The sequence below is a fragment of the Paenibacillus sp. FSL H8-0548 genome, from assembly GCF_038630985.1.
GTDB lineage: Bacteria > Bacillota > Bacilli > Paenibacillales > Paenibacillaceae > Pristimantibacillus.
Window position 1 is genome coordinate 255,220 of record NZ_CP152049.1, and the last position, 20,372, is coordinate 275,591.

Genomic DNA, 20,372 nt, shown 5'->3' on the forward strand with positions numbered 1-20,372 from the left:
TACCTCATTTCAAAATTTGGCTATTGCCTGGACTCCTGTGCGACTAGCTAATATAGTGGTAGATAATTAAAGAAAGCAGGGTGATTGGCATGAAACTGAACCAGATTGAGATTAGGATAGAACCATTTATTCTTGAGCGTGGAGAAGTATATCGAGAAAACGGTCATATCCTTTCTATTAATGAAATCAAGCCACGGGTTTATCATGCTGAAGTTGTGGGGAGTGAGCTCTACGATGTGGAGATTCAGCTTGATTCACATGGCGAAGTGACTTCTACATTGTGTGAATGTCCTTACGATAAAGGTCCAATATGTAAGCATGCAGCAGCTGTTCTTTTGGAAATCAGAGACGAATTTTCCAGTAAAGAGAAGGTCCAGTCTTCCCCTGAAAACAAGCCTGCTCCTAAAAAGAATATCGCTTACCAATTGTCTAAGCTCAGTAAGGATGAGTTAATTACGCTGCTAATCAATTTTTCTAATGAAATCGAGGAAGTAGAGCAGGCACTTTCCTTGAAATTTATAGATATCGATAATAAAGAGGGTTTAAATCAATATAAAAAAATAATTCGTTCTTCTATTAAGCAAAATTCCGATCGTCATGGCTTTGTTGCTTATCGTAATGTTTCCTCTGCTATAGCTGGTGCTAACAAAATAATGGAGAAAGCAGAGGAAGTATTGGAAAGTGGACATTATCTTCGTGCCGTTGAAATTAGTTTTTGTATTATGCATGAGATGGGAGATTTATTGCAGTCGTGTGATGATTCTGACGGATATGTAGGCGGTTTAATTGAGGAATGCTTGAACGTTGTACATAGTACAGCTAGCCAATTTGAATATTGCTCCGTGAAGGATAGACCAGTTCTATTTCAGATGCTTCTAAAAGAAGTGCTTCACCCAAGTTTAGAGGGGTGGAATGAGTGGCAGTTGTCCCTCATGGAAAGTGCTATTTATTTCATAACGAACGTTTCGGAAAAAGATTTGTGGAGTGAATTGATCGAAAGATTGGAAATTCATGAAAGGAATAATTCATCATACAGTTCCTATTTTACTGAAGAAGCAGCTAAGCTTCGGTTTCAAGTCATTGAAAGGCTTGAAGGCGACAGCCAAGCACTGATGTTTTTACAAGATCGTCTCGACATTACAGCCTTTCGCGAAATGGCAATTGAAAACGCGATAAAGAATCTTCAATTCGACAAAGCGCTGGAGCTGGTCGAGCAAGGAGAACAAAAAGATGCTAGTAAGGGTTATCCTGGTCTCGTTGATAAATGGAAAAAGTGCCGTTATGAAATTTATGAGCGCACTCATCAAGTGAAGCATCAATTAGATCTCGCAAAGGAATTTGCATTATCCGGTGATTATAGTTATTACTTGAAATTAAAAGAATTGTATAGCAAGGATGAATGGGAAGCAGCGTACGAGGGTTTTTTAGACGAGATTGAAATTAATAGCGATAGGAATTGGAATACAGCATCCTTGTACACCCGAGTACTTGTTGAGGAAAAGGAGACGCTGAGAATTCTGAAATATGTTCATGAGCACAAACATACCTTAATGAACTACTACCCTCATCTCATAAGTGAGCATGCAGAGGAAGTTTTTCTGTTGTTTACGCAGGTCATATCAGAGGAAACTGCCCAGTCTTCGAATCGAAGTCAGTATCGGAGAGTATGTGAAATTATTCGTCATCTCATCAAGGCAGGCGGGGGAGTCCATGCGAAAAGAATTATTGAGCAGTTGTGCCTCACTTATCCGAATAGACCTGCTCTCATGGACGAGTTAAAAAAATTAAACTAAGCTGAAGCTTTGGGTAATATTAAAACTTTGACTACACCCGTAGAAGCCTGTGCGGCGTGTTCTTAGGACAGGGGATCAAATCCGCGCACCTTCTCCAATATCATGAGAAAAGACACCATATCAGGTGTCTTTTTTGTTGTAAAGGAAACTATGCATTCTCCGGGCATGTAGGGTACAAATAGAGGCCCGTGTTTCTGTAAGGGTGATTTTGTTCCTTCTCTTCTTATACTTCAGATATATTTACGCAGTGTATTTGAATAACGGAAGCTAATTTTTGAAATTCGTATTCATGATTAACCATATCCACCGTAAAATCTTCTGCTTTCTTGGTATTCATTTTAAAGTGTAAACCATTGTAGCGTAGAAATATGAGAAGTGCTGTAAAAGCTGTGCGCTTATTTGCATTGTGAAAAGGATGGTTTTGACCTAGTGACTCAAACAAAGCGGCTGCTTTTTCGAAAACGCTTGGGTAAGCGTCATCACCAAATGCTGAAGATTGCGGTCGAAGCACTGCGGATTCGAGCAGCCCTGAGTCCTTTACCCCAAGTTGTTCACCTGGGCTATAACGTTGAATCATTGCAAGATTGATGGCTATAACTTCTTGAACGGATAAATAACGTATAAGTATCATCTGTCTTTGAGACCCTGTAATGTTTGATCGTATTCATCGATTACATCTGCCAAAGCATCCATGAAATCCTCACTTAGTCCATTAGGTAATGACACTTTTTTTGATTTTCTAATAATGATTTCTCCAGTGGACTGGTTTACATCAATACTTACAGAATCTCCTAGATCCAATCCAATCTGTTTAAGTGCATCAGTCATTGTCAAACCTAAACTGTTGCCGAACTTCGTTACTTTTCGTTCCATTTCAATCACCCTATTCATTGAATTCCCTCCCAATATTATATTCAATTGTTATAACAATTATACACTTATAAGTGCGATATTCAATGTTAATGTTTTTGTATCTATCATCTATGATAGCAGTAAATTTCGTGGTTAATTTGAATAGTGAGCAGCAATATGAGTAATTGAATTATTATGTTTAACAACACTAGTGATTTAAATTATAAAGCGTACTCAGAATTCTTTTCTGGATAGTACCAATTACAGCCGTTATAGCCTTGAGCAAAGTAAGGTTGGACATTATCAGTATCAATTCTATGAAATGCTTTAATTTCTTCAATTCTACAGCGTGACTCTACCTTAGTAGTTTTGTGAACATCCTTTGTATTCGTATTGACTATATAGTCGCCATAGTACACCTTCCTTCAAATAAATATAAAAAATAAGAACATTCGTTCTTGGTTTTTATTGTTACCATGCTATATATAATAATTAGCTACCTGTCACTGTTCGTTGTTTTAAATCTAGCAAATAGGAAATACTATTATTGTAGATTTAAAAGGGGGGATAGGGAATGGGAGTTTGTCGTATATCAATGGTAAAGATGGATACAGTGGGAAAGCATTTTCCGAAGAAAAGAGAAACGATGTCCGAATATGAAGCACTGGAAAATGCCTATCTTGATGGAATGAGAGAAATACTGAGTGAGATTGCTGCTAGAAGATATCTTGAAATAGGAGGAATGCGTTCTAACAATCCTCATATCAGGAAGGCTAGCGAAGAGTCATCTTATGCAATTCAACGCCTACACAGTAGTTTGAACGAGACTCAACATAAATTGTATGGACGTATGGAGGAGGCTATGAACACAGAACAGGGACTTGAAGAAGAGGAGGCTTTTGTGGTTGGATTTTTAGAAGGATACCGCTTTATAAAAGAACTCCAGAGATCGGGCGGAGGTCTGACTTTGGTTTAGAAGAGCTATAATAACAGTAATTATTTAACCGGAAGTGTCCAAGATGCGATGGGATGAAGTTTAGAATGGGTCGTTCTTGAGGGGAGCGAGGCCTATTCTAAACAACTTTAAATGAGGAGGGCATCGTGTATAACTAAGTTAAAAGCTGAATGAGGTGGTAAGGCTATGAGTTCAAACCCCTTTGATATCTTAATTAAAAATGGTAATGGTAATATAGCCATCATTGAAGTGGAAAATTGCAAAATTTAAATACAGAGGATGCTAAGAAGATAAGAAGAAATATTATGGTACACCACAGCTTACAATCAAAATACAATGAAGGTTATAGTTTTACAACAGAAACAGAAAAAAAACTATTAGAAGGCGGCTTTATTGAAACTATCCATGGTGCTACTGTTCTTTCAGAGGTGCGTACATGATTATATACGTAGAATCTAACTTTATTCTTGAGTGTTCTTGCACAAGAAGAGTCAAACTCCGCAGAGCAGATCCTTTATCTTGCTGAACAAAATCGAATAAATTTAGTGTTTCCATCTTTCTCTATAATGGAACCATTTCTGCTGATTTTGCCTGCTTGTCTCCTGCACAATGACCTCTGTCCAAATTACGGGCAGAAACTGAGCAAGTAGAACATATAGCATGTACCATGGCTATATACTGCTATTCGAATTGAGTCAGGAGGCTTTGAAGTAGTCGATAAACCCAGGATGCCAAAAGTTAAATGATCGACGTAGTTGAGCATCTCCTTTGTTATATTTCTGAAACAGAAATGATCACCTCCAATTTACAGCTTGGGAGGTGATCATTTTCTAATTTACTTATGTTTAGGAGCCAATTCAATAGCTGAACGGATCGCAGCCAGCATGCTCTTATCTTCAGCAATATTTTTGCCAGCGATATCAAATGCAGTTCCATGGTCAACTGATGTTCGAATGATTCCGCCTTTTAGACCGACCGTAATATTAACGCCTTCTTCGATACCCATTACTTTTACAGGAGCGTGGCCTTGGTCATGATAACAAGCAACAACGATGTCAAAGTCTCCTCTGCCTGCTCTAAAAAATAGTGTATCTGCAGGTAATGGGCCGACTACATTAATGCCTTCTGCTTGTGCGCGTTCAATACCCGGCATTAATTTTTCTTCTTCCTCGCCGTTTCCGAATAGACCATTTTCACCTGCATGAGGGTTAATCCCACAAACAGCCACTCTTGGTTTTTCAAATCCGGCCTTTTTCAAAGTATCATGGGCCAGCTTTACAACTGTGTATGTTCTTTCAGGATTGATGCTTGCAATCGCATCGATAAGCCCCATATGAGTCGTTAAATGAATGACACGCAAATTAGGTGTCGTTAGCATCATAGAGAAATCTTCTGTTTCTGTTAGATCAGCGAGAATTTCAGTATGACCTGGATAAAGATGTCCACCTAAATGCAGCGCTTCTTTATTTAGAGGGGCTGTACAGATGGAATCGATTTGTTGTTTTTTAGCTAAATCGATCGCTTTGGCTAAAAATTGAAATGCTGCATCGCCTGCGACTGCAGAAACTTGACCAAATGGCAGATCAGCTGGAACCAAATCAAGATGAATGACATCAATCGTACCATGCTGGTATACAGCCTCAGATGGTTCTTGAATCGCATGGATTTGTAAAGAAGATCCTACAATAGGTAAAATTCTTTCCAAAATTTTCGCATCACCAATAACTAAAGGTCTGCAGCTCAGGTAAAGTTCCTCATGCTCTAATGCTTTGACGATAATTTCTGGTCCGATGCCAGCAGCATCTCCCATTGTAATCCCAATAATTGGTTTCATGATGTATGAACCCCTTTTAGTTTATTTATGGCATTAATAAATACTTCTGGAGAGCCAAATCCACCTGCTTTGGTAATCACATGTAGATTTTCCATTCCTATAAACGTTGAGATAGGAACGCCAATTTCTAATTCATCCCGTAATTCAAAGCCTTTGATGTCCCACAGCATACAGATTTGCTTCGCAGTATCCCCACCTGTCATGGAAACTCCCTTGAAATAGCCATTTTCCAAAAGTTTGGAACAAACGGTACCTATGGCTTTTACAATTTCATTGCTTATAACGGTATGACTGAGGCCCCTAGCTTCTCCCGTTGCCCATGCTTGTTCGATATCCTGTTGTTCGGCGGTAGAATAAATGACAACGTCTGTGCCTTCCAATGCTTTTGCTTCTGCTTCTTCAAATACCCGGTCGATCTCATCATTGCGTACAGAATCTTCAGAAACAGCCTTGTAGGAATGAAAGGCAATGCCATGAACATTCGTTTGTTCCAGCAACAGCTTTAATTGAGCTCTAGAGTTTATGTTAACACTGCCTACAACGGTAAGAATAGGACCCTGATTAGGGGCGATACTTAATTGTGTCGCTCTTTCGGGTAATTCATAGTAAGTAGGCAGATAGTTGGCAATTCCAGCAGAACCAACCCAAGTAAACTTATAGTCTATTCCTTTTGTTAAATTAAGAATTTGTTCCAGGTGAATTTCTTCAGTAGAATCTATAATAATATAAGGAATATGGTTTTTCTTGTATTCTTTAAATTTGGTTTCTATATGCTGTTTTCCTTGCGCGAGATCAACCAACGTAATGGTTCCAATCGCGTTATCTGTTTGTTCCTTAAGAAGATCAGGAAGATACGAGATCGAAACGGGTGTCTTAGGGTCTTTAGCGATTTCTGTTTCTGCGAGTGGAACACCATTTAAGAAATGTGTAGATTGCAAAATGGTACGGTTATTTTTAGGATAGCCAGGTGCAATCATTATAAAATCTGGCTTTACTACATCGTAAAGTGCATCGATTTCAGCACCGATATTGCCTCGCATTGTAGAATCGATTTTTTTAAAGATATTTGTAAATCCAGCATTCAGCAAGAAATGAGCCGCACGGCTTACTTGATGATAAGCATCTTGCCGAGTTATTGAGCGGCTATCGGTGTCAAAGACTACAGCTTCATATTTATTTATATTTGCTTCATCCATATCAAACAAAACGGTTGTTTTTAAACCATGACGAGCTAATTGAACGCCACTATCATTGGCTCCTGTTAAATCATCAGCAATAATTGCTATTTTCATTCCTGTTTCCTCCAAACTCTCCAGTGAAACCTTGGAAAGAAGAGAGTAGCTACTCTCTTCTTTCTTTAGGTTGGTTGTATTTAGCTACTCCACCCGACTTTTCTAATCGCTTTGATAAGAAGCCGATAAAGACAGGAAGGAGAATAGCGGTTGTAACGACACTGGCGGCAACTTGAACAGTTGCTAGCTCAGCGATAGGGGCGAATGAGGCGTTGGCAGCTACAATTGCAACAGGTGTACCAACGGCATTACCAGCAGTAGACCCCTCTGAAGCACCAACAATAGGATTCCAGCCTATCGCTTTAAAAATGATATATCCAATACCGCCGGTTAGAAGAACAGTCAGTACTCCAAGTAAAATTCCGCTTAATCCACCTTTAATAATCGCACTAAAGTTAATTCCCATGCCTAAAGCGAAAGCAAAGAATGGTACTAGCTTGTCACTGCCTTTATTCAACCAGGCACCCATGTCATGATCCAAGTTGCCGATAATGACCCCAACAATAAGTGGAAGCAGAACAGCGACGAAGGACATAGGGGAGAACATTCCGTTTGCAAAACCCATAGCACCGAAGATAGAAAGAGCGACCATGGTTAGGAAAGGCCCATCGCTTAGTGCTAAGAAGGGATAAGCAGCTTTGTCATCTTCTTTACCGTATTGACCCGCTAATGCGATATAAAGTCCGCCATTTGAGTTTGTCATTGCGGCAATAATAGCTAGCGGTGCCAAGCCTAGAAATAATCCATTAGAGTCAGCGAGTAAGATGGCGATTAAGCCCAACCCTGCACCTAGTACCCATTTGAAAACGAGTAACGTTACACCTTTGCCTACAGATGATCCTGCAGTTTTGAAATTAATTTGTGTGCCGGCAATCAATAAGAATAGTGCAATCAGGGCACTAGCGCTATTCACGAATAAGGCTTCAGTGAATCCGCCAATTCTTAGTGCATTTGGAAAGAAGGTGTTTATACATGCTCCTAATAGTAAAGGAACGACCATCATTCCACCAGGAATACGATCTAATGTCGCTTTAATTTTCATAATATTGGCTCCTTTGTTGAAAAGTGAATTAAGATATAAAGCGTTTGCATGAGTTATACTAAAGTAAAATGTTTATAAAAGCAACAGTTATTTTTTGAGAAATTCAAAAACAATTTTAAGTGTTTAAAAATGCAACAATTATAGGGAGAGAAAAGCGTAAACCTAAAGACTAATCTTTAAGTTTACGCCATAAAGTAGCTCTATTGATTCCCAGACGCTCAGCTGCTCTTGATTGGTTATTATTCTCCTCCTTAAGCACTAAATTTATAACTTCTTTTTCAATTTCCTTTAAGGTACCATTTAAGGATATAGTATCCATGGGTTTTTGCTGTTCATTCAGCATAGTGCTTAAGGTTTCGAGGGATATGACATATTCTCTTTCGTTCAGCGCGGCTTGCTTCATTAGTGCTTTCAAATGACTAACAGTCATAGATGGAGCTTGATTCTCAATCAGCTTTAATGCATCGTCTTTGATTTTGACAGCGGTAGTTCCGTATTTATGGTAATAATCGGTTAGAAAATATTGAATGAAGATCGGAATATCTTCAATTCGTTCGGATAGCGGAGGGACAATAATGGTATTCAGCTTTAGACTTTGCAAATTCTGCTTATCAAGTGCTTGCTCACTAAGAACAAATACAGCTATTTGCAGTGAAAGGCATGTCTCGATGAATAGCTGCAACATGTGACGATCTGCTGCTTGCTCAGCATACGTGATTTCAATAGTACTTACTTTAACCAGTGGAATTTCGCTTAATTGCTCAGGGTTGAATTGTGCCAAATCCACCTTTAACAATAGGCCTCGAGCTGCAAAATGCTGATGAATGTAGCTGACAATAAAGGATTTTCCACTACCTAAAGCTCCCTGTAAATGAATAGCTTCGTTATGCTTATAGAGTGCTTCAATATGATTTAAGGCAATTCGCATTGAATGTGACGCAGCAGCAATCGGCTCAGAAACAATGTCAGAACACGCTGTCATTCCCCGTTGAGAAAACAGGTACGGCTCCCCTTTTTCTAGCAGATATACTCTGAATTTTTTATTTCCAAAATCCGTCTCATAGGCGGTAACGGAAAGCTGGTATTCATCCACGATGAAACTGTTAGTGATTACCGTTTTATTAAACGACAGGTTTGTGTTCATAAGATGGATGTGCTCTTCAGATAATGGGCTGTGATGGAAATGGGTTAAGTGTTCGAAAATAACTGCGTTTTGTTCATTTAAAACAACAATATTAGGGTGCTCCGTCAAGGCAAGGTGGTTGAAAATACTAGATATAATCTCTTTTTTTGTTAGATAACCGTGTACTAGCTGAGCGTCCTCAAGAGATTTAATGATCGATTCCTTGCCCGATTGAATTAAAAATCCATTCAAGCCATAAGTGTTGGCTGTGTTGAAGGTGATGACATCACCAACGATATGTCGATATCCCGCAGCTTTAAGCTCTAACAGCAGCGGGGCGACCGCATCTGAATGATCTATCGTATAAACCTTTAAAGGCAAATCCATTAAATCAATAATGGACTGTGCACCAGATGTAATATTCGAAAAACCGACAATCGCAGTTTTTTCATTGGAGTGGCTAGCTAAAGTTAGAGAACGTATCATATCATAGCCTGAAAGCTGCATATCAATGACTGGAATCGTGACTGCTTTTTTAATTAATCGAGCTGTACCGCCTCGACTAATGATGACGTCTGCTCCATCCCTTTCAGCCGTATGGGCAATTTCGGCTCCTTTGACTAAATCCCCTACAGAATAATGGATATCTGAGTTGGGGAATAGTGGAATGCATTCTTGAATAATGGGAACCATTGCTTCATAAGGAGCAATGATATGCACTTGTATACGCATAACTTTCCTGCTTTCAACGATAAAATGGGTCAGTAAACGTATATTACTGAGTGATGAGATTAAGTCCATTATAACTCAACTTAGAGCGGAATCGTATCTCTGGCTTCGAGCAATCGACCTGGCGTTCAGGTGCCTAATATTGATATCGCACAAGTACTTGACTTGGAGTTAACTCTAAGAGGTAAAGTAAAATGGAAGGAAACCATATCGATTCGAAAGTGGGGAACTATGAAATGGAATATGTGAAACTCGGAAATACAGGTTTGGATGTATCTCGGCTTTGTCTTGGCTGTATGAGCTTTGGTGTAGCGGAGCGTTGGACTCATCCTTGGGTACTTGATGAAGAGCATAGTCTCCCAATTATAAAAAAAGCTCTGGAGCTTGGTATCAATTTTTTTGATACGGCGAATATCTATTCAGACGGAACAAGCGAAGAAATTGTTGGTCGAGCTTTAAAGGAATATGCCAATCGAGATGAAATTGTCCTCGCGACTAAGGTTCATTTCCGTATGCATGAAGGTCCCAATGGTGCTGGGCTTTCCCGCAAGGCAATCATGAGTGAAATTGATAAGAGTCTAAAGAGGCTGGGAACCGATTATGTAGACCTTTATCAAATCCATCGCTGGGATTACAATACCCCCATTGAAGAAACGATGGAAGCTCTGCATGATGTTGTGAAGGCTGGGAAGGCAAGATACATTGGTGCTTCTGCCATGTTCGCATGGCAGTTCCAAAAGGCATTGCATGTAGCAGAGAGAAATGGATGGACAAAGTTTGTATCTATGCAGAATCATTTAAACCTCATATACCGTGAAGAGGAAAGGGAGATGCTACCGCTCTGTAAGGAAGAAAAAATCGGCGTGATTCCATATAGCCCGCTGGCTTCAGGAAGATTGGCGCGTGATTGGTCGGAAACAACACATCGTTCGGAAACCGACCAAGCTCAAAAATCCAAATACGATGCGACTGCAAATACGGACCGATTGATTGTGGAGCGGGTTGCAGCAATCGCAGAAAAACATGGCGTTCCCCGCGCTCAAATTGCACTTGCGTGGTTGTTGCAGAAAGAACCAGTAACAGCCCCGATTTTTGGTGCTACCCAAATATCTCATCTGGAAGATGCTGTAGCGGCTCTATCAATTACATTAACACCAGAAGAAATTGCATCGCTGGAAGAGACGTATGTTCCTCATCCGGTAGTTGGTGCTATTGCAATGCGATGATCGTATGTTGGGTTGTTTCAACAGGGTGATGAAACGATTGAGGCTAGAAAAGAAATCCTAATCGAGCAGCGTAAGCAACTGGAGAGCAGAACGGAAGAGATGAAGAAAGTGTTTGAACGCATGAAATGATAAAATTACAAGATATGAACAAACGATACTTAAAAAGAAAACAACTCTAAATAGGCCTGAAATCGTGTAGAACATTTCATCAACAAAAAACCAACTATAACGCGGATCAAACGCGTTTGTTGGTTTTTTTGTTGAAAAAGCCGTTACTCAGAATTTTTTTTACTAATCTTCATACACTAAAATTATTAATGCTATACTGAAAGATAGACTTGTTGCTTTAATAGCCCGCAAAAATTACATTTACATAAATAGCAAGCAATGTTGTAATGATTGTAATTTCATTGATACTGGAGGAGCTCTGAAGATGAACCCACAGGTATTACGAGATTTTCCGTTCTTTGAGCATCTTGACGAGGAACATTTAGCTGAAATTTCCAAGTTATGTACCAAGCGTTTATATAAAAAAGGCGAGTCTATCTTTTTTGAAGGGGAAGAAGGAGATGAGCTCTATCTGGTTATATCTGGAGTAATTCAAATCTACCAAGATAACCAATCGAGGGATGTGGTCTTTTCTATTTTTAGAGAAGGTGATTTCTTTGGAGAGATGGCTTTATTGCAAAATGAAAGAGTACGTTCGGCCTCTGCAAGGACAATTGAGAAGTCTGTCTTATGTATTTTGAAAAAACGCGATTTTCTACCCTTGATAAAAAGCAAGCCTGAAATACTGATCGGCATTTTCGAAACAACCTTGGATCGTCTACGTGATGCCAATAAATTAATAACGGATTTAACCATACTCGACGTGCGCACACGTATTGCTCGCATGCTGCTGCGCTTGACAGAACAGCATGGAGTGCCCACTGCTGAAGGTGTTCTAATCGATTTGAAACTAACGCATCAGCACTTGGCAGATATGACGGGAACGGCGCGCGAGACCGTGACAAAATCATTAATTGAATTACAAAATGAACAATTGATACGGATTGATCAGAAAAAAATACTCGTGTGTAACGTTGATACACTTAGAAGCATACTCGATTCAGTTAGAGCATAATGTCATTAGCTTGGTTATAGCTAGCTGAGTCTTTAAAGGCCTCATGATAGTAGGGCTGATGTCAGCAAGAGGCTTGAAGTATTGGTCTGATGACTAATGCTTCAAGCCTCTTGTAATGTGTCAGACGGAAAGCGTTTCAATATTGTGACCACACTGTAGAAGCTTAATAACATTTTTTAGCACATTGACCGTATTAGCTTAAAGTGCTGTTTACTTGAGCATTATGGTATAATGAGGATCTTATACTTATGATTAGAAGTGAGGCTGGGGTGAAGAAGATGTTTGAACAAATGGATAAGAAGAAAAGTTTGCTCGATCAAAAAAGGCCTCTGCCGGTCCATACGCTCAGAAGTATAAGAGAGCACTTAATCGTCAATTGGACATATCATTCCAACGCTATTGAAGGAAATACACTGACTTTATCAGAAACAAAAGTAGCTCTTGAAGGTATCACAGTGGGTGGTAAAACGATAAAAGAGCATTTGGAAGTTATTAACCATAAAGATGCAATATTATACGTCGAAGAAATTGTTAAGAATCAAGAGAGTTTATCGGAATGGCAAATCAAGAGTATTCATCGACTCATATTAAAAGGAATTGAAGATGAACATGCTGGAGTGTATCGTAAAGAAAATGTTATCATTAGCGGTGCACAACATATCCCTCCTGATACTGTACAGGTTCAGTCTTTGATGGAACGATTCATTAACTGGTATCAGCATGAAGGTCAGCGATTGCATCCTATTGAAAGGGCAGCGATCATTCATATTGATTTTGTTGGTATCCATCCTTTTATTGATGGTAATGGTAGAACGGCACGATTGTTGTTGAATTTTGAGTTAATGAAAAATGGTTACCCTCCCATTGTCATTCAAAAAGAAAACCGAAGTGAATACTATACGGCGTTGGATCATGCTCATACGAGTGGAGATAATACGATGTTCGTCTCATTGGTTACTGAAATGCTGGATCAAACGTTCGATTTTTATTTGAAACTAATATAGATAATAGGCTGAGGGGTTCTCCTAACTCACGCTGCATACATTACAGGGATTTATACGGGTGGCAGCAAAAGGGCGACTACAAAAAGAGAGCTTGGTTTCAAACACAAACATGTAAGATTTTGAGAATTTCTTTGAGAATTGTAGGTGGAGTAAACTCCTTGTATGCTACTGACAAGGGCATTATTTGTAGCCAATTCATAATAACAGTCAAGCAACCTTATGTAATGAGCTGATGCTCGCCGCATAAGGTTGTTTTTCTTATAATTCTATAATGATGATAAAATAACTAATTTTAATAAAATAAGAATAAATTCCCACTTATCGCCTGAAAACGAAATCGAAATAATGAGAGTAATATATATAATTACTTTTCAATAAGAACAGAAGGTAGAAGGAACTATTGAATATGAATCTCTCTATACTGCTATCCAGCAGCTTGATGAACATAATCGCATACCAGTTATTTTGAAATATATGCATGATATGAAGGATCTGGAAATTGCAGCTGTATTACAGGAAAATGTGAATACGATTAAATCACGGTTATATAAGGCTCGCATGAAGCTGAAAAACTTGTTACAGCATGAATCTGGAGGTGCAGTGCTTAGTAAGGAGACAAACATGAAAAAGACAAAAAAAAGGGTAATAAATGGATTCGAGTGACGACACTTGTTGCAGCAGCGAGTATCGTCGGTGTGATGGTGACGACGAATACGGGTCAAGCTTTTGTTAATCAATTAAAGCAATATTTTGAACCTGAGAAAAAGGTTATTGAGGAATACGAGGGTATGCCAGAAGAGAAGGATATTGTATTGCAGGATACAGAATCGGGTTATGTGATTTATATCGACGAAGAAAGATATAAGCTAGTTCAAGAAGAGAATCAAGATGTGATCGTCCCGAAGGTGCCATTGGAAGATCCGATATCCTGAGGTTTCAATGAGCATTAAGCAGCTGAAAGGGATTTTGCCTGAGCAGGCTTTTACGGAGCAACAGCAGCTTTTGGCAGAGAAATATGCGAAAGTTGAAGCTCCGGTAAAGGTTGCGGAGCCTCTAGAAGCAATGCTCATATCTGCGAAGGACGGGCAAAGCTGGGATAGCCCGGTTGTGAAAGTATACGTGCTTTCTAATGGTCACGGGGGAAGCTTTGTCATTACGGGAAAATGCTTTCTTGAGGCAGCAGAAGATCATGGAGCAAGATTTTACTACATGCTAGAGCAATTTACGCTTGTAGATATGTTTCTGTAGATGAGTCATGTGGAAGCTGTAGTATCCTTGGTGTATAAAGGCTCAGAGTGAGAGGCTAGGGAGTTTGGGACGTAATTCATTTTTTGAAATTCCATAGTCAGCCCTTTTCAACTTCTATATTTTGGGGGAACAATCCGAAAAAATGTGCATTTTGCACATATTTTTTGTTATACTGTATTATGTGCAATATGCACATAATCTTAAGTGATAGAGGGTGCTCTAACTATGAAGGCAGCAATTGTGAAGGAGAAGGGGGCAATTCCCGTAATGGGTCATTTTGATTCTCCCGTTGCGACAGAGGGCCAAGTTTTAATTAACGTAAAGGCTGCAGCTTTAAGTCGAGTTAGTAAGTTTCGTTCAATGGGTATGCACTACTCATCTGAGGTAAGCTTTCCAATTATAGCCGGTATTGACGGTGTTGGGACTTTAGTGGATGGGTCCCGTGTTTACTTTGCACTACCAACTGCGCCGTATGGCAGTTTGGCTGAGCAAACCATTGTCGACGAAAAGCTAACAGTCCCTTTACCGGATGGTGTTGATGATTTCACTGCTGCCGCGATCGCCAACCCAGCTATGTCGTCATGGGCTGCATTGGTATTTCGAGCTGGCTTCAAATCCGGCCAAACGGTGTTGATTAATGGCGCTACTGGTGGATCCGGCAGTTTGGCCGTACAGATTGCCAAGGGCCTGGGGGCCAAGAAGATCATTGTAACGGGGCGTAACGAATTGAAGTTACAAGCACTTGGAGCCGATGAGGCCGTTGCATTTGATATGACAGTCGACAACGGACAACAAAGGTTTGAAAAAGCTCTAATGCCAGTTATTGCTGAAGGTGTTGATGTGATATTGGATTACCTATGGGGCGATAGCGCATTCGCCATCATGTCAGCTCTTGCTAAGACAAATACGGATCGCGCAACCCGCTACGTTAGCATTGGAACTTCATCTGGACAAGAAAACATTCATTTACCTTCGACAATATTACGTTCATCAACTATTGAACTGGTAGGTAGCGGAGATAAGAGTGTCTCTAAAGCTGATATGCTATCCTCTGTTAAGGGCGTTTTTGAGATGGCCGCCGAGAGAAAGATAAAAATTGCCACAAAAGAGTATGCGCTAGAAGAGATAGAAGAAGCATGGCACGCGCCATTGACGCCCCGCCCTGTCGTTAAGGTATAATAAAAACATGGAAAAAGAAATTTTTAAAGCGCTGATTGAATTAGTCTCCATTATGAATAGGCCAGACCGCGATAAAAAAATGATTACGAATGCTGGCGTTAATTTAGAGGCGGCAACCTTTCGCGTCTTAGTTGGGATCGCGCATCTCCAATCAACTAGTGTTGGTGATTTGGCTGCCATGATGGGAAAAAACTATTCGAGTGTTAGTCGACAAATCGATAAGCTAGAGATCGCCGGGTTGGTAAATACTTATCCATCAAGTTCAGATTCTCGGATTCGTGTGTCTGAATTGACGAAATACGGGGAGGAAATTAATGCAATGATTAGTCTCGCCCGTGAGCGTGTTATGCGTGAAGCTTTGGCTGATTGGACTTTAGAGGAAAAAAACGGATTATTGAATAATTTAAGACGTTTATTCGAATCACTGCAAAGGTTCGACTAGTACCCAATTACAAGGTGTCTGAATAAAGCATCCAAAGACGATCTTTACCTAGTAGGAAAGCGCAGATTTTCTGCGCTTTCCTCTCCCTTTGTATAGGTTGACTCTGCCTGCTCGACACATGTGGAGTGCCAAATATGGATGGTTCGTAATGAATAAATGAGATATGACAGTATTCGCTCGAAAATAGCAAGGATACGATGTTTTTGGGTGCTTTTAGTGCGAGTCTTAACTCAACTGGGAGAGCGCATCGATGGCAGCGAAGAACTATATATGAAAAATCCGCAACCAATAAGGTTTACGGATTTTTTTTGTTATGACCTTGCGCTTAGAGTATCCTTACGTATTAGTCTGAAAGAGCAATTTCAATCCGTGGTGGGATCTGCAGCGCTTTTCGTGCTTCCCGTAACGGTTTTACGGCTTTCAATTCGGCGACCATTTCCTTTACTACGTTCCTATACTTCATGGTGTCATACATGACCTCGTCTATCGATTTATCGCCATATTTCTTGCGATCGACATAAAGGGTGATTTTTTCAGTTAGCCAGTCGCCCCGGTATCCATAATCCGCGCGCCAATAATAAGGTTGGGAGAAATATCCGAATGATTGCAAAAAATATTGCCTTACATGCGTTGGATCTTCGTAAGCATCGTCACTTGATCCGTACGGAAGTCGGAAAACTGCGGTTGCTCCGGGTTTAGCGATCCGGTGAAGCTCCTGCATCAGGGGAAGCGGATAGCTGATGTGCTCAAGCAGATGACTGGCAAGGAAATAATCAAAACTGTCTTCATCGAACGGCAACGGTGTAGTCGCACACTCATCCAGATTGGCAATGACGTCCACCCCGGGCATGGCAACTAGATCCAGATTGACCCAGCCGGGTAAAATCGTTCTGCCGCAGCCTAAATGAAGTTTTTTATCCAATTCTCAAATCTCCCTTCGTAACCATCATGTCCACAATGATACCCTGTCGACCTTCATGAATATTTTCCAAGCATCATATGCGTCAGAGAAAGCAAGGGTGAGTGATGCTGATAAATAGATTACAGAAGAGCTTGATACAGAGTTTCATTAATTAATAATGAAGGGCTCTTCGCACTACTGGATGGGTAACGTTGCATAAATTAGGTTCATAGTCACACTGTTTTCAGGAGATTCTTAAAGAAATGGTAGAAAGGGAAAAGAGGAAGGCGTTAAATTTGATCATACGATTGTGGATTGTTTGAAATTCAGACATATGGAAATATAGGGGGGTGCAAAGTGTGCGGTGAGGAGGTTAAAAATGGAAGCTAAAGCTGAAGTTAAACCTCTAAAGCTTCCTTTGTAATCTTTTGGATGTCAACGGGGCAATTGGAGCTTTCCTTAACGATGTCAGGTAAAATATGCTTTAAGAAATAATCTACGCAATGCAGCTTGATTTTTTTGATTTTGATGAGCGCTTCGCGGTACATAACCACAAATTCTTTCTCCGTATTGCCTCTTTGCAATTCAGTAAGCGCCTCATAAACTTGATCAAGCTTATCGGCCACTTCAAGAATAAGACCCTCGACGGAATCGTCCTTGCCTTCGCGCAGCTGTCTGCGGAAAATAGGCTTAAACTCCTCTGGGATATTGTCCTCTATAAAAAGAGCAATCATTCCCTCCTCTACCTGCTGCAGCATGCCGCGCAGTTCTAGGGAGTAATGCTTAACGGGTGTTTTAATGTCTCCAATAAATATTTCACCATAATCATGGCTGCTAGTAATCTCGTAAAGCTTCTTCCAATCGATCGTGACGCCATTGCTTTCCTCAATATCTGCCAACGTTTTTGCGTATTGTACAACCTTCCATGAATGAGCGGATACGCTGTGCTCTTCAAATTTGAATTTGCCAGGACAACGAATAATACGTTCGAGATCGTTAAGTGATTGAAAGTACGTATGAATTCCCATAGCATACAATTCCTTTCTCTAATTTAATGTAAAATGTGAAGCGTTACAATTAGTATAAAGCTTATTTGTTAATGGATGATTAAATAAAATAGGTAATATATGGTGACAAACAGCTAATTCACAGAAACTTACTGTCGGTGTGTGGAAAGGGTATAATTAAAAGGAAGAGGCAAACAATAAAGCCAAAAGGAGATACAATGACAGATAACATTAGCAATTCGATGATAGAAACAGGCTGGAACTTTGACAACAGTTATGCACGACTTCCGGACTCTCTTTTTGCAAAACAGAACCCAACCCCAGTGCGCTCACCGAAGCTGATTATATTCAATGATTCGCTGGCGAAAGCTTTGGGATTGAGCTCTCAAGCGCTGCAAAGCAATGATGGCGCGGAGGTGATGGCAGGCAACCGAATTCCTGAAGGTGCGCTGCCGCTAGCACAAGCTTATGCAGGACATCAATTTGGGCATTTAAATAAGTTGGGGGATGGACGCGCCGTTCTGCTTGGCGAACAGATTACACCTACTGGGGAGCGAGTTGACATTCAGCTCAAAGGTGCAGGCAGAACCCCATACTCCCGCAGTGGCGATGGGCGAGCAGCACTTGGACCGATGATGCGCGAATACATTATCAGCGAGGCGATGCATGCGCTTGGCATTGCTACGACCCGCAGCTTAGCAGTCGTGGAGACTGGTGAGTCATTAATTCGTGAAACAAAGCTGCCTGGCGCAATTTTGACCCGAGTAGCTGCTAGCCATCTGCGCGTTGGTACGTATCAATATGCTTCAAACGTGGACAAGGGGCAGGGTCTGCGGGCTCTTGCTGATTATACCTTGCAAAGACATTTTCCAGAGGTTGACACAGATGAGAACCGCTATATTACGCTGCTTAAGGAAGTCATTAAACGTCAGGCTGATCTCATTGCCAAATGGCAGCTCGTGGGCTTTATTCACGGGGTAATGAATACCGACAATATGGCCATTAGCGGGGAGACCATTGATTATGGTCCTTGCGCCTTCATGGATGCTTATGACCCAGCAACAGTATTCAGCTCGATTGATACTCATGGTCGTTATGCCTATGGCAATCAGCCGCATATTGCTGTGTGGAATCTCGCGAGATTTGCTGAATCTCTGCTTTCGCTGCTGCATACCGACGAGGCCGAGGCTATTCAAATGGCTGAAGACGCGCTTTCGGAATTTTCTGAGCTGTATCACCGTAATTTCCTAGCTGGAATGAGGGCAAAGCTGGGACTCTTTAATGAAGAACAGCAGGATGAATCGCTTATCGAAGGTCTTCTGAGCATAATGCAGAAACATGGTGCGGACTATACGAATACATTTCGGGCGTTAACCTTTGATAAAACGGAGGAAATGGTCCTGTTTGAGACTGAGGAATTTACTCAGTGGCAGGATCTGTGGCAGGCGAGATTAGGAAGGCAGAAGGAGTCCCACGCCTCCGTGCAACAGCTGATGCGAAGCAGCAATCCAGCAATAATCCCGCGCAACCATCGGGTAGAGGAAGCGATTCAAGCAGCAGTGAAAGAAGGAGACTACAGCGTGATGGAGCGATTGCTTGATGTACTTTCAAGCCCCTACGCGCACTCTCCCGAACAGGCTGCGTATGCTGCACTGCCTGCGGAATCCGCGTATCCATACCAAACCTTTTGCGGAACCTGATGTGGCTAAGCCATTATGAATAAAAAAACGTCTACAGAAAAGGGCATTTAATGGCCCTTTTTCTATTTTTACAAGTGATCCTGCTGCTGATTGTCTAGCTTCATAATTATTAGTTAAATCAGATTTTGCGTATGTTCAGCTTCAGTGTAAACGGTTATCAGTACAGTTGCTGGCTCCTCTCCAATGTTTTTTACCATATGGGGTGTGCAAGCGTTCCAGCTAAAGGAATCACCCTCTTCAAATTCTGCGGCATCCTCCCCCTGCTCGGCATAGATTTTCCCTTTGATGACAACATGTACTTCTTCTCCCTCATGCGCATGTGGGGCTTTACCTGTAGAAGCGCCAGGCGGCAGCTCGACGATCATCATCCGTACTTTTTTTGTTGAGCTCAGATGCTCTACCTTTAAATTTTCACTGCCGCTTTTTGTGATCATGCGGTTTTCTTTACGCACGATATTCATGCGGTCCTCATTTTTTAGAAGCAAATAAGCTAATGGCACCTTCAACGTATTGGCTATACTTTCTAAGGTTGATATGGAGGGTGATGTTTTATTTGTTTCAACCTGGCTCATAAAGCCTTGAGATAAGCCTGTTTCTTCACAGATTTGAGCGATGGTCATATTTTTCCGTTTCCGAATTGCTCGTATGGTAGACCCGATGTCCATTCGTGTTCACTCCTCAAAATATTTGTAATACAGATTATAAATTAATAATAACAATTATTTTATTGACAAGCTACTTTGATGTGCGTTAAATTTACTATACAAATTTTATATTTCTATTGGTTATATTAATAGGCGGAGAGAGGCCGAATTATAAATATTTCCATGACTGAAATGTAAAAAATAAAATGAAAAAAGGGCTCCAAACCGAAATCAGTGCTTGACCTGGGGAAGCTGAACTACCGCTGCGAGCAAGAGGG

Annotated in this window: 21 protein-coding genes; 12 read left to right on the top strand and 9 right to left on the bottom strand. The window is 40.7% G+C overall.

Translation table 11 applies throughout. From position 1 onward, the window contains the following. The first annotated feature begins 89 nt into the window (after positions 1-89). A complete protein-coding gene (locus MHI37_RS01215) occupies positions 90-1,793 on the top strand; it encodes an SWIM zinc finger family protein (protein ID WP_076338431.1) in 1,704 nt (567 codons plus the stop codon). A 223-nt stretch (positions 1,794-2,016) separates the two neighbouring features. Here the strand turns inward: MHI37_RS01215 and MHI37_RS01220 are convergent, their stop codons facing one another. Both MHI37_RS01220 and MHI37_RS01225 read right to left on the bottom strand, forming a co-directional pair. After that, entirely contained in the window at positions 2,017-2,424 is a 408-nt protein-coding gene (locus tag MHI37_RS01220) for a type II toxin-antitoxin system death-on-curing family toxin (RefSeq protein ID WP_076338430.1), read from the bottom strand. Continuing rightward, positions 2,421-2,684, bottom strand: coding sequence for an AbrB family transcriptional regulator (locus MHI37_RS01225; protein WP_076338429.1), 264 nt, complete (start codon positions 2,682-2,684; stop codon positions 2,421-2,423). The genes MHI37_RS01220 and MHI37_RS01225 overlap by 4 nt, the downstream gene beginning before the upstream one ends. 535 nt (positions 2,685-3,219) lie before the next feature. Between MHI37_RS01225 and MHI37_RS01230 the strand changes: the two genes are divergently transcribed. Together MHI37_RS01230 and MHI37_RS01235 are read left to right on the top strand one after the other, a co-directional pair. Beyond that, the gene (locus tag MHI37_RS01230) at positions 3,220-3,621 is read left to right on the top strand and encodes a DUF6809 family protein (RefSeq protein ID WP_076338428.1); all 402 of its coding nucleotides are present in this window, start codon (positions 3,220-3,222) and stop codon (positions 3,619-3,621) included. Between the two features lie 236 nt (positions 3,622-3,857). Next, a complete protein-coding gene (locus tag MHI37_RS01235) occupies positions 3,858-4,040 on the top strand; it encodes a hypothetical protein (RefSeq protein WP_144023747.1) in 183 nt (60 codons plus the stop codon). Between the two features lie 395 nt (positions 4,041-4,435). Here the strand turns inward: MHI37_RS01235 and pdxA are convergent, their stop codons facing one another. From pdxA to MHI37_RS01255, 4 genes are all read right to left on the bottom strand, one after another. Beyond that, complete coding sequence (gene pdxA, locus MHI37_RS01240) at positions 4,436-5,434, bottom strand: 4-hydroxythreonine-4-phosphate dehydrogenase PdxA (protein WP_076338427.1); 999 nt, start codon at positions 5,432-5,434, stop codon at positions 4,436-4,438. Then, complete coding sequence (locus tag MHI37_RS01245; RefSeq protein WP_076338426.1) at positions 5,431-6,726, bottom strand: four-carbon acid sugar kinase family protein; 1,296 nt, start codon at positions 6,724-6,726, stop codon at positions 5,431-5,433. The genes pdxA and MHI37_RS01245 overlap by 4 nt, the downstream gene beginning before the upstream one ends. Positions 6,727-6,775: 49 nt before the next feature. Beyond that, the gene (locus MHI37_RS01250; protein WP_076338425.1) at positions 6,776-7,768 is read right to left on the bottom strand and encodes a 2-keto-3-deoxygluconate permease; all 993 of its coding nucleotides are present in this window, start codon (positions 7,766-7,768) and stop codon (positions 6,776-6,778) included. Positions 7,769-7,937: 169 nt separating this feature from the next. Continuing rightward, positions 7,938-9,623, bottom strand: coding sequence for a sigma-54-dependent transcriptional regulator (locus MHI37_RS01255; RefSeq protein WP_076338424.1), 1,686 nt, complete (start codon positions 9,621-9,623; stop codon positions 7,938-7,940). Between the two features lie 233 nt (positions 9,624-9,856). Here MHI37_RS01255 and MHI37_RS01260 point away from each other — a divergent pair, with 233 nt between their 5' ends. The 8 genes from MHI37_RS01260 to MHI37_RS01295 all read left to right on the top strand — a co-directional run bounded on the left by MHI37_RS01260 (position 9,857) and on the right by MHI37_RS01295 (position 15,842). After that, entirely contained in the window at positions 9,857-10,846 is a 990-nt protein-coding gene (locus MHI37_RS01260) for an aldo/keto reductase (RefSeq protein WP_076338484.1), read from the top strand. A 433-nt stretch (positions 10,847-11,279) separates the two neighbouring features. Further along, positions 11,280-11,969, top strand: a complete 690-nt coding sequence (locus MHI37_RS01265; RefSeq protein ID WP_076338423.1) for a Crp/Fnr family transcriptional regulator — start codon at positions 11,280-11,282, stop codon at positions 11,967-11,969. Between the two features lie 278 nt (positions 11,970-12,247). Next, positions 12,248-12,973, top strand: coding sequence for a Fic family protein (locus MHI37_RS01270; protein ID WP_083676428.1), 726 nt, complete (start codon positions 12,248-12,250; stop codon positions 12,971-12,973). A gap of 399 nt (positions 12,974-13,372) precedes the next feature. Beyond that, on the top strand, positions 13,373-13,636 hold the full coding sequence (locus tag MHI37_RS01275; RefSeq protein ID WP_342556556.1) for a sigma factor-like helix-turn-helix DNA-binding protein: 264 nt from the start codon (positions 13,373-13,375) through the stop codon (positions 13,634-13,636). Next, positions 13,633-13,905, top strand: coding sequence for a hypothetical protein (locus MHI37_RS01280; protein WP_342556525.1), 273 nt, complete (start codon positions 13,633-13,635; stop codon positions 13,903-13,905). The genes MHI37_RS01275 and MHI37_RS01280 overlap by 4 nt, the downstream gene beginning before the upstream one ends. Before the next feature lie 7 nt (positions 13,906-13,912). Then, positions 13,913-14,221 (top strand): hypothetical protein, encoded by a 309-nt coding sequence (locus MHI37_RS01285; protein ID WP_076340113.1) that lies wholly within the window; start codon positions 13,913-13,915, stop codon positions 14,219-14,221. A gap of 225 nt (positions 14,222-14,446) precedes the next feature. Next, positions 14,447-15,400, top strand: a complete 954-nt coding sequence (locus MHI37_RS01290) for a zinc-binding alcohol dehydrogenase family protein (protein ID WP_076340114.1) — start codon at positions 14,447-14,449, stop codon at positions 15,398-15,400. 7 nt (positions 15,401-15,407) lie between these two features. Then, positions 15,408-15,842, top strand: coding sequence for a MarR family winged helix-turn-helix transcriptional regulator (locus tag MHI37_RS01295; RefSeq protein WP_076340115.1), 435 nt, complete (start codon positions 15,408-15,410; stop codon positions 15,840-15,842). Between the two features lie 343 nt (positions 15,843-16,185). Here the strand turns inward: MHI37_RS01295 and MHI37_RS01300 are convergent, their stop codons facing one another. Together MHI37_RS01300 and MHI37_RS01305 are read right to left on the bottom strand one after the other, a co-directional pair. After that, positions 16,186-16,764, bottom strand: coding sequence for a methyltransferase domain-containing protein (locus tag MHI37_RS01300; protein WP_076340116.1), 579 nt, complete (start codon positions 16,762-16,764; stop codon positions 16,186-16,188). Positions 16,765-17,141: 377 nt separating this feature from the next. Continuing rightward, positions 17,142-17,771, bottom strand: coding sequence for a YfbR-like 5'-deoxynucleotidase (locus tag MHI37_RS01305; RefSeq protein WP_076340117.1), 630 nt, complete (start codon positions 17,769-17,771; stop codon positions 17,142-17,144). Positions 17,772-17,968: 197 nt separating this feature from the next. On the opposite strand from MHI37_RS01305, the gene MHI37_RS01310 reads away from it, so the two are divergent. Further along, the gene (locus MHI37_RS01310) at positions 17,969-19,450 is read left to right on the top strand and encodes a YdiU family protein (protein WP_076340118.1); all 1,482 of its coding nucleotides are present in this window, start codon (positions 17,969-17,971) and stop codon (positions 19,448-19,450) included. Positions 19,451-19,563: 113 nt separating this feature from the next. Here MHI37_RS01310 and MHI37_RS01315 read toward each other — a convergent pair whose 3' ends face one another. After that, positions 19,564-20,115, bottom strand: coding sequence for a cupin domain-containing protein (locus tag MHI37_RS01315; RefSeq protein ID WP_076340119.1), 552 nt, complete (start codon positions 20,113-20,115; stop codon positions 19,564-19,566). Between the last annotated feature and the right edge of the window lie 257 nt (positions 20,116-20,372).

Excerpts from the sequence above, each read along its gene's own strand:
- MHI37_RS01250 (WP_076338425.1), bottom strand. The coding sequence starts at position 7,768 with ATGAAAATTAAAGCGACATTAGATCGTATTCCTGGTGGAATGATGGTC.
- MHI37_RS01255 (WP_076338424.1), bottom strand. The coding sequence starts at position 9,623 with ATGCGTATACAAGTGCATATCATTGCTCCTTATGAAGCAATGGTTCCC.
- MHI37_RS01285 (WP_076340113.1), top strand. The coding sequence starts at position 13,913 with ATGAGCATTAAGCAGCTGAAAGGGATTTTGCCTGAGCAGGCTTTTACG.
- MHI37_RS01290 (WP_076340114.1), top strand. The coding sequence starts at position 14,447 with ATGAAGGCAGCAATTGTGAAGGAGAAGGGGGCAATTCCCGTAATGGGT.
- MHI37_RS01295 (WP_076340115.1), top strand. The coding sequence starts at position 15,408 with ATGGAAAAAGAAATTTTTAAAGCGCTGATTGAATTAGTCTCCATTATG.
- MHI37_RS01230 (WP_076338428.1), top strand. The coding sequence starts at position 3,220 with ATGGGAGTTTGTCGTATATCAATGGTAAAGATGGATACAGTGGGAAAG.
- MHI37_RS01245 (WP_076338426.1), bottom strand. The coding sequence starts at position 6,726 with ATGAAAATAGCAATTATTGCTGATGATTTAACAGGAGCCAATGATAGT.
- MHI37_RS01270 (WP_083676428.1), top strand. The coding sequence starts at position 12,248 with ATGTTTGAACAAATGGATAAGAAGAAAAGTTTGCTCGATCAAAAAAGG.
- MHI37_RS01265 (WP_076338423.1), top strand. The coding sequence starts at position 11,280 with ATGAACCCACAGGTATTACGAGATTTTCCGTTCTTTGAGCATCTTGAC.
- MHI37_RS01305 (WP_076340117.1), bottom strand. The coding sequence starts at position 17,771 with ATGGGAATTCATACGTACTTTCAATCACTTAACGATCTCGAACGTATT.
- MHI37_RS01220 (WP_076338430.1), bottom strand. The coding sequence starts at position 2,424 with ATGATACTTATACGTTATTTATCCGTTCAAGAAGTTATAGCCATCAAT.
- pdxA (WP_076338427.1), bottom strand. The coding sequence starts at position 5,434 with ATGAAACCAATTATTGGGATTACAATGGGAGATGCTGCTGGCATCGGA.
- MHI37_RS01215 (WP_076338431.1), top strand. The coding sequence starts at position 90 with ATGAAACTGAACCAGATTGAGATTAGGATAGAACCATTTATTCTTGAG.
- MHI37_RS01315 (WP_076340119.1), bottom strand. The coding sequence starts at position 20,115 with ATGGACATCGGGTCTACCATACGAGCAATTCGGAAACGGAAAAATATG.
- MHI37_RS01225 (WP_076338429.1), bottom strand. The coding sequence starts at position 2,684 with ATGAATAGGGTGATTGAAATGGAACGAAAAGTAACGAAGTTCGGCAAC.
- MHI37_RS01260 (WP_076338484.1), top strand. The coding sequence starts at position 9,857 with ATGGAATATGTGAAACTCGGAAATACAGGTTTGGATGTATCTCGGCTT.
- MHI37_RS01310 (WP_076340118.1), top strand. The coding sequence starts at position 17,969 with ATGACAGATAACATTAGCAATTCGATGATAGAAACAGGCTGGAACTTT.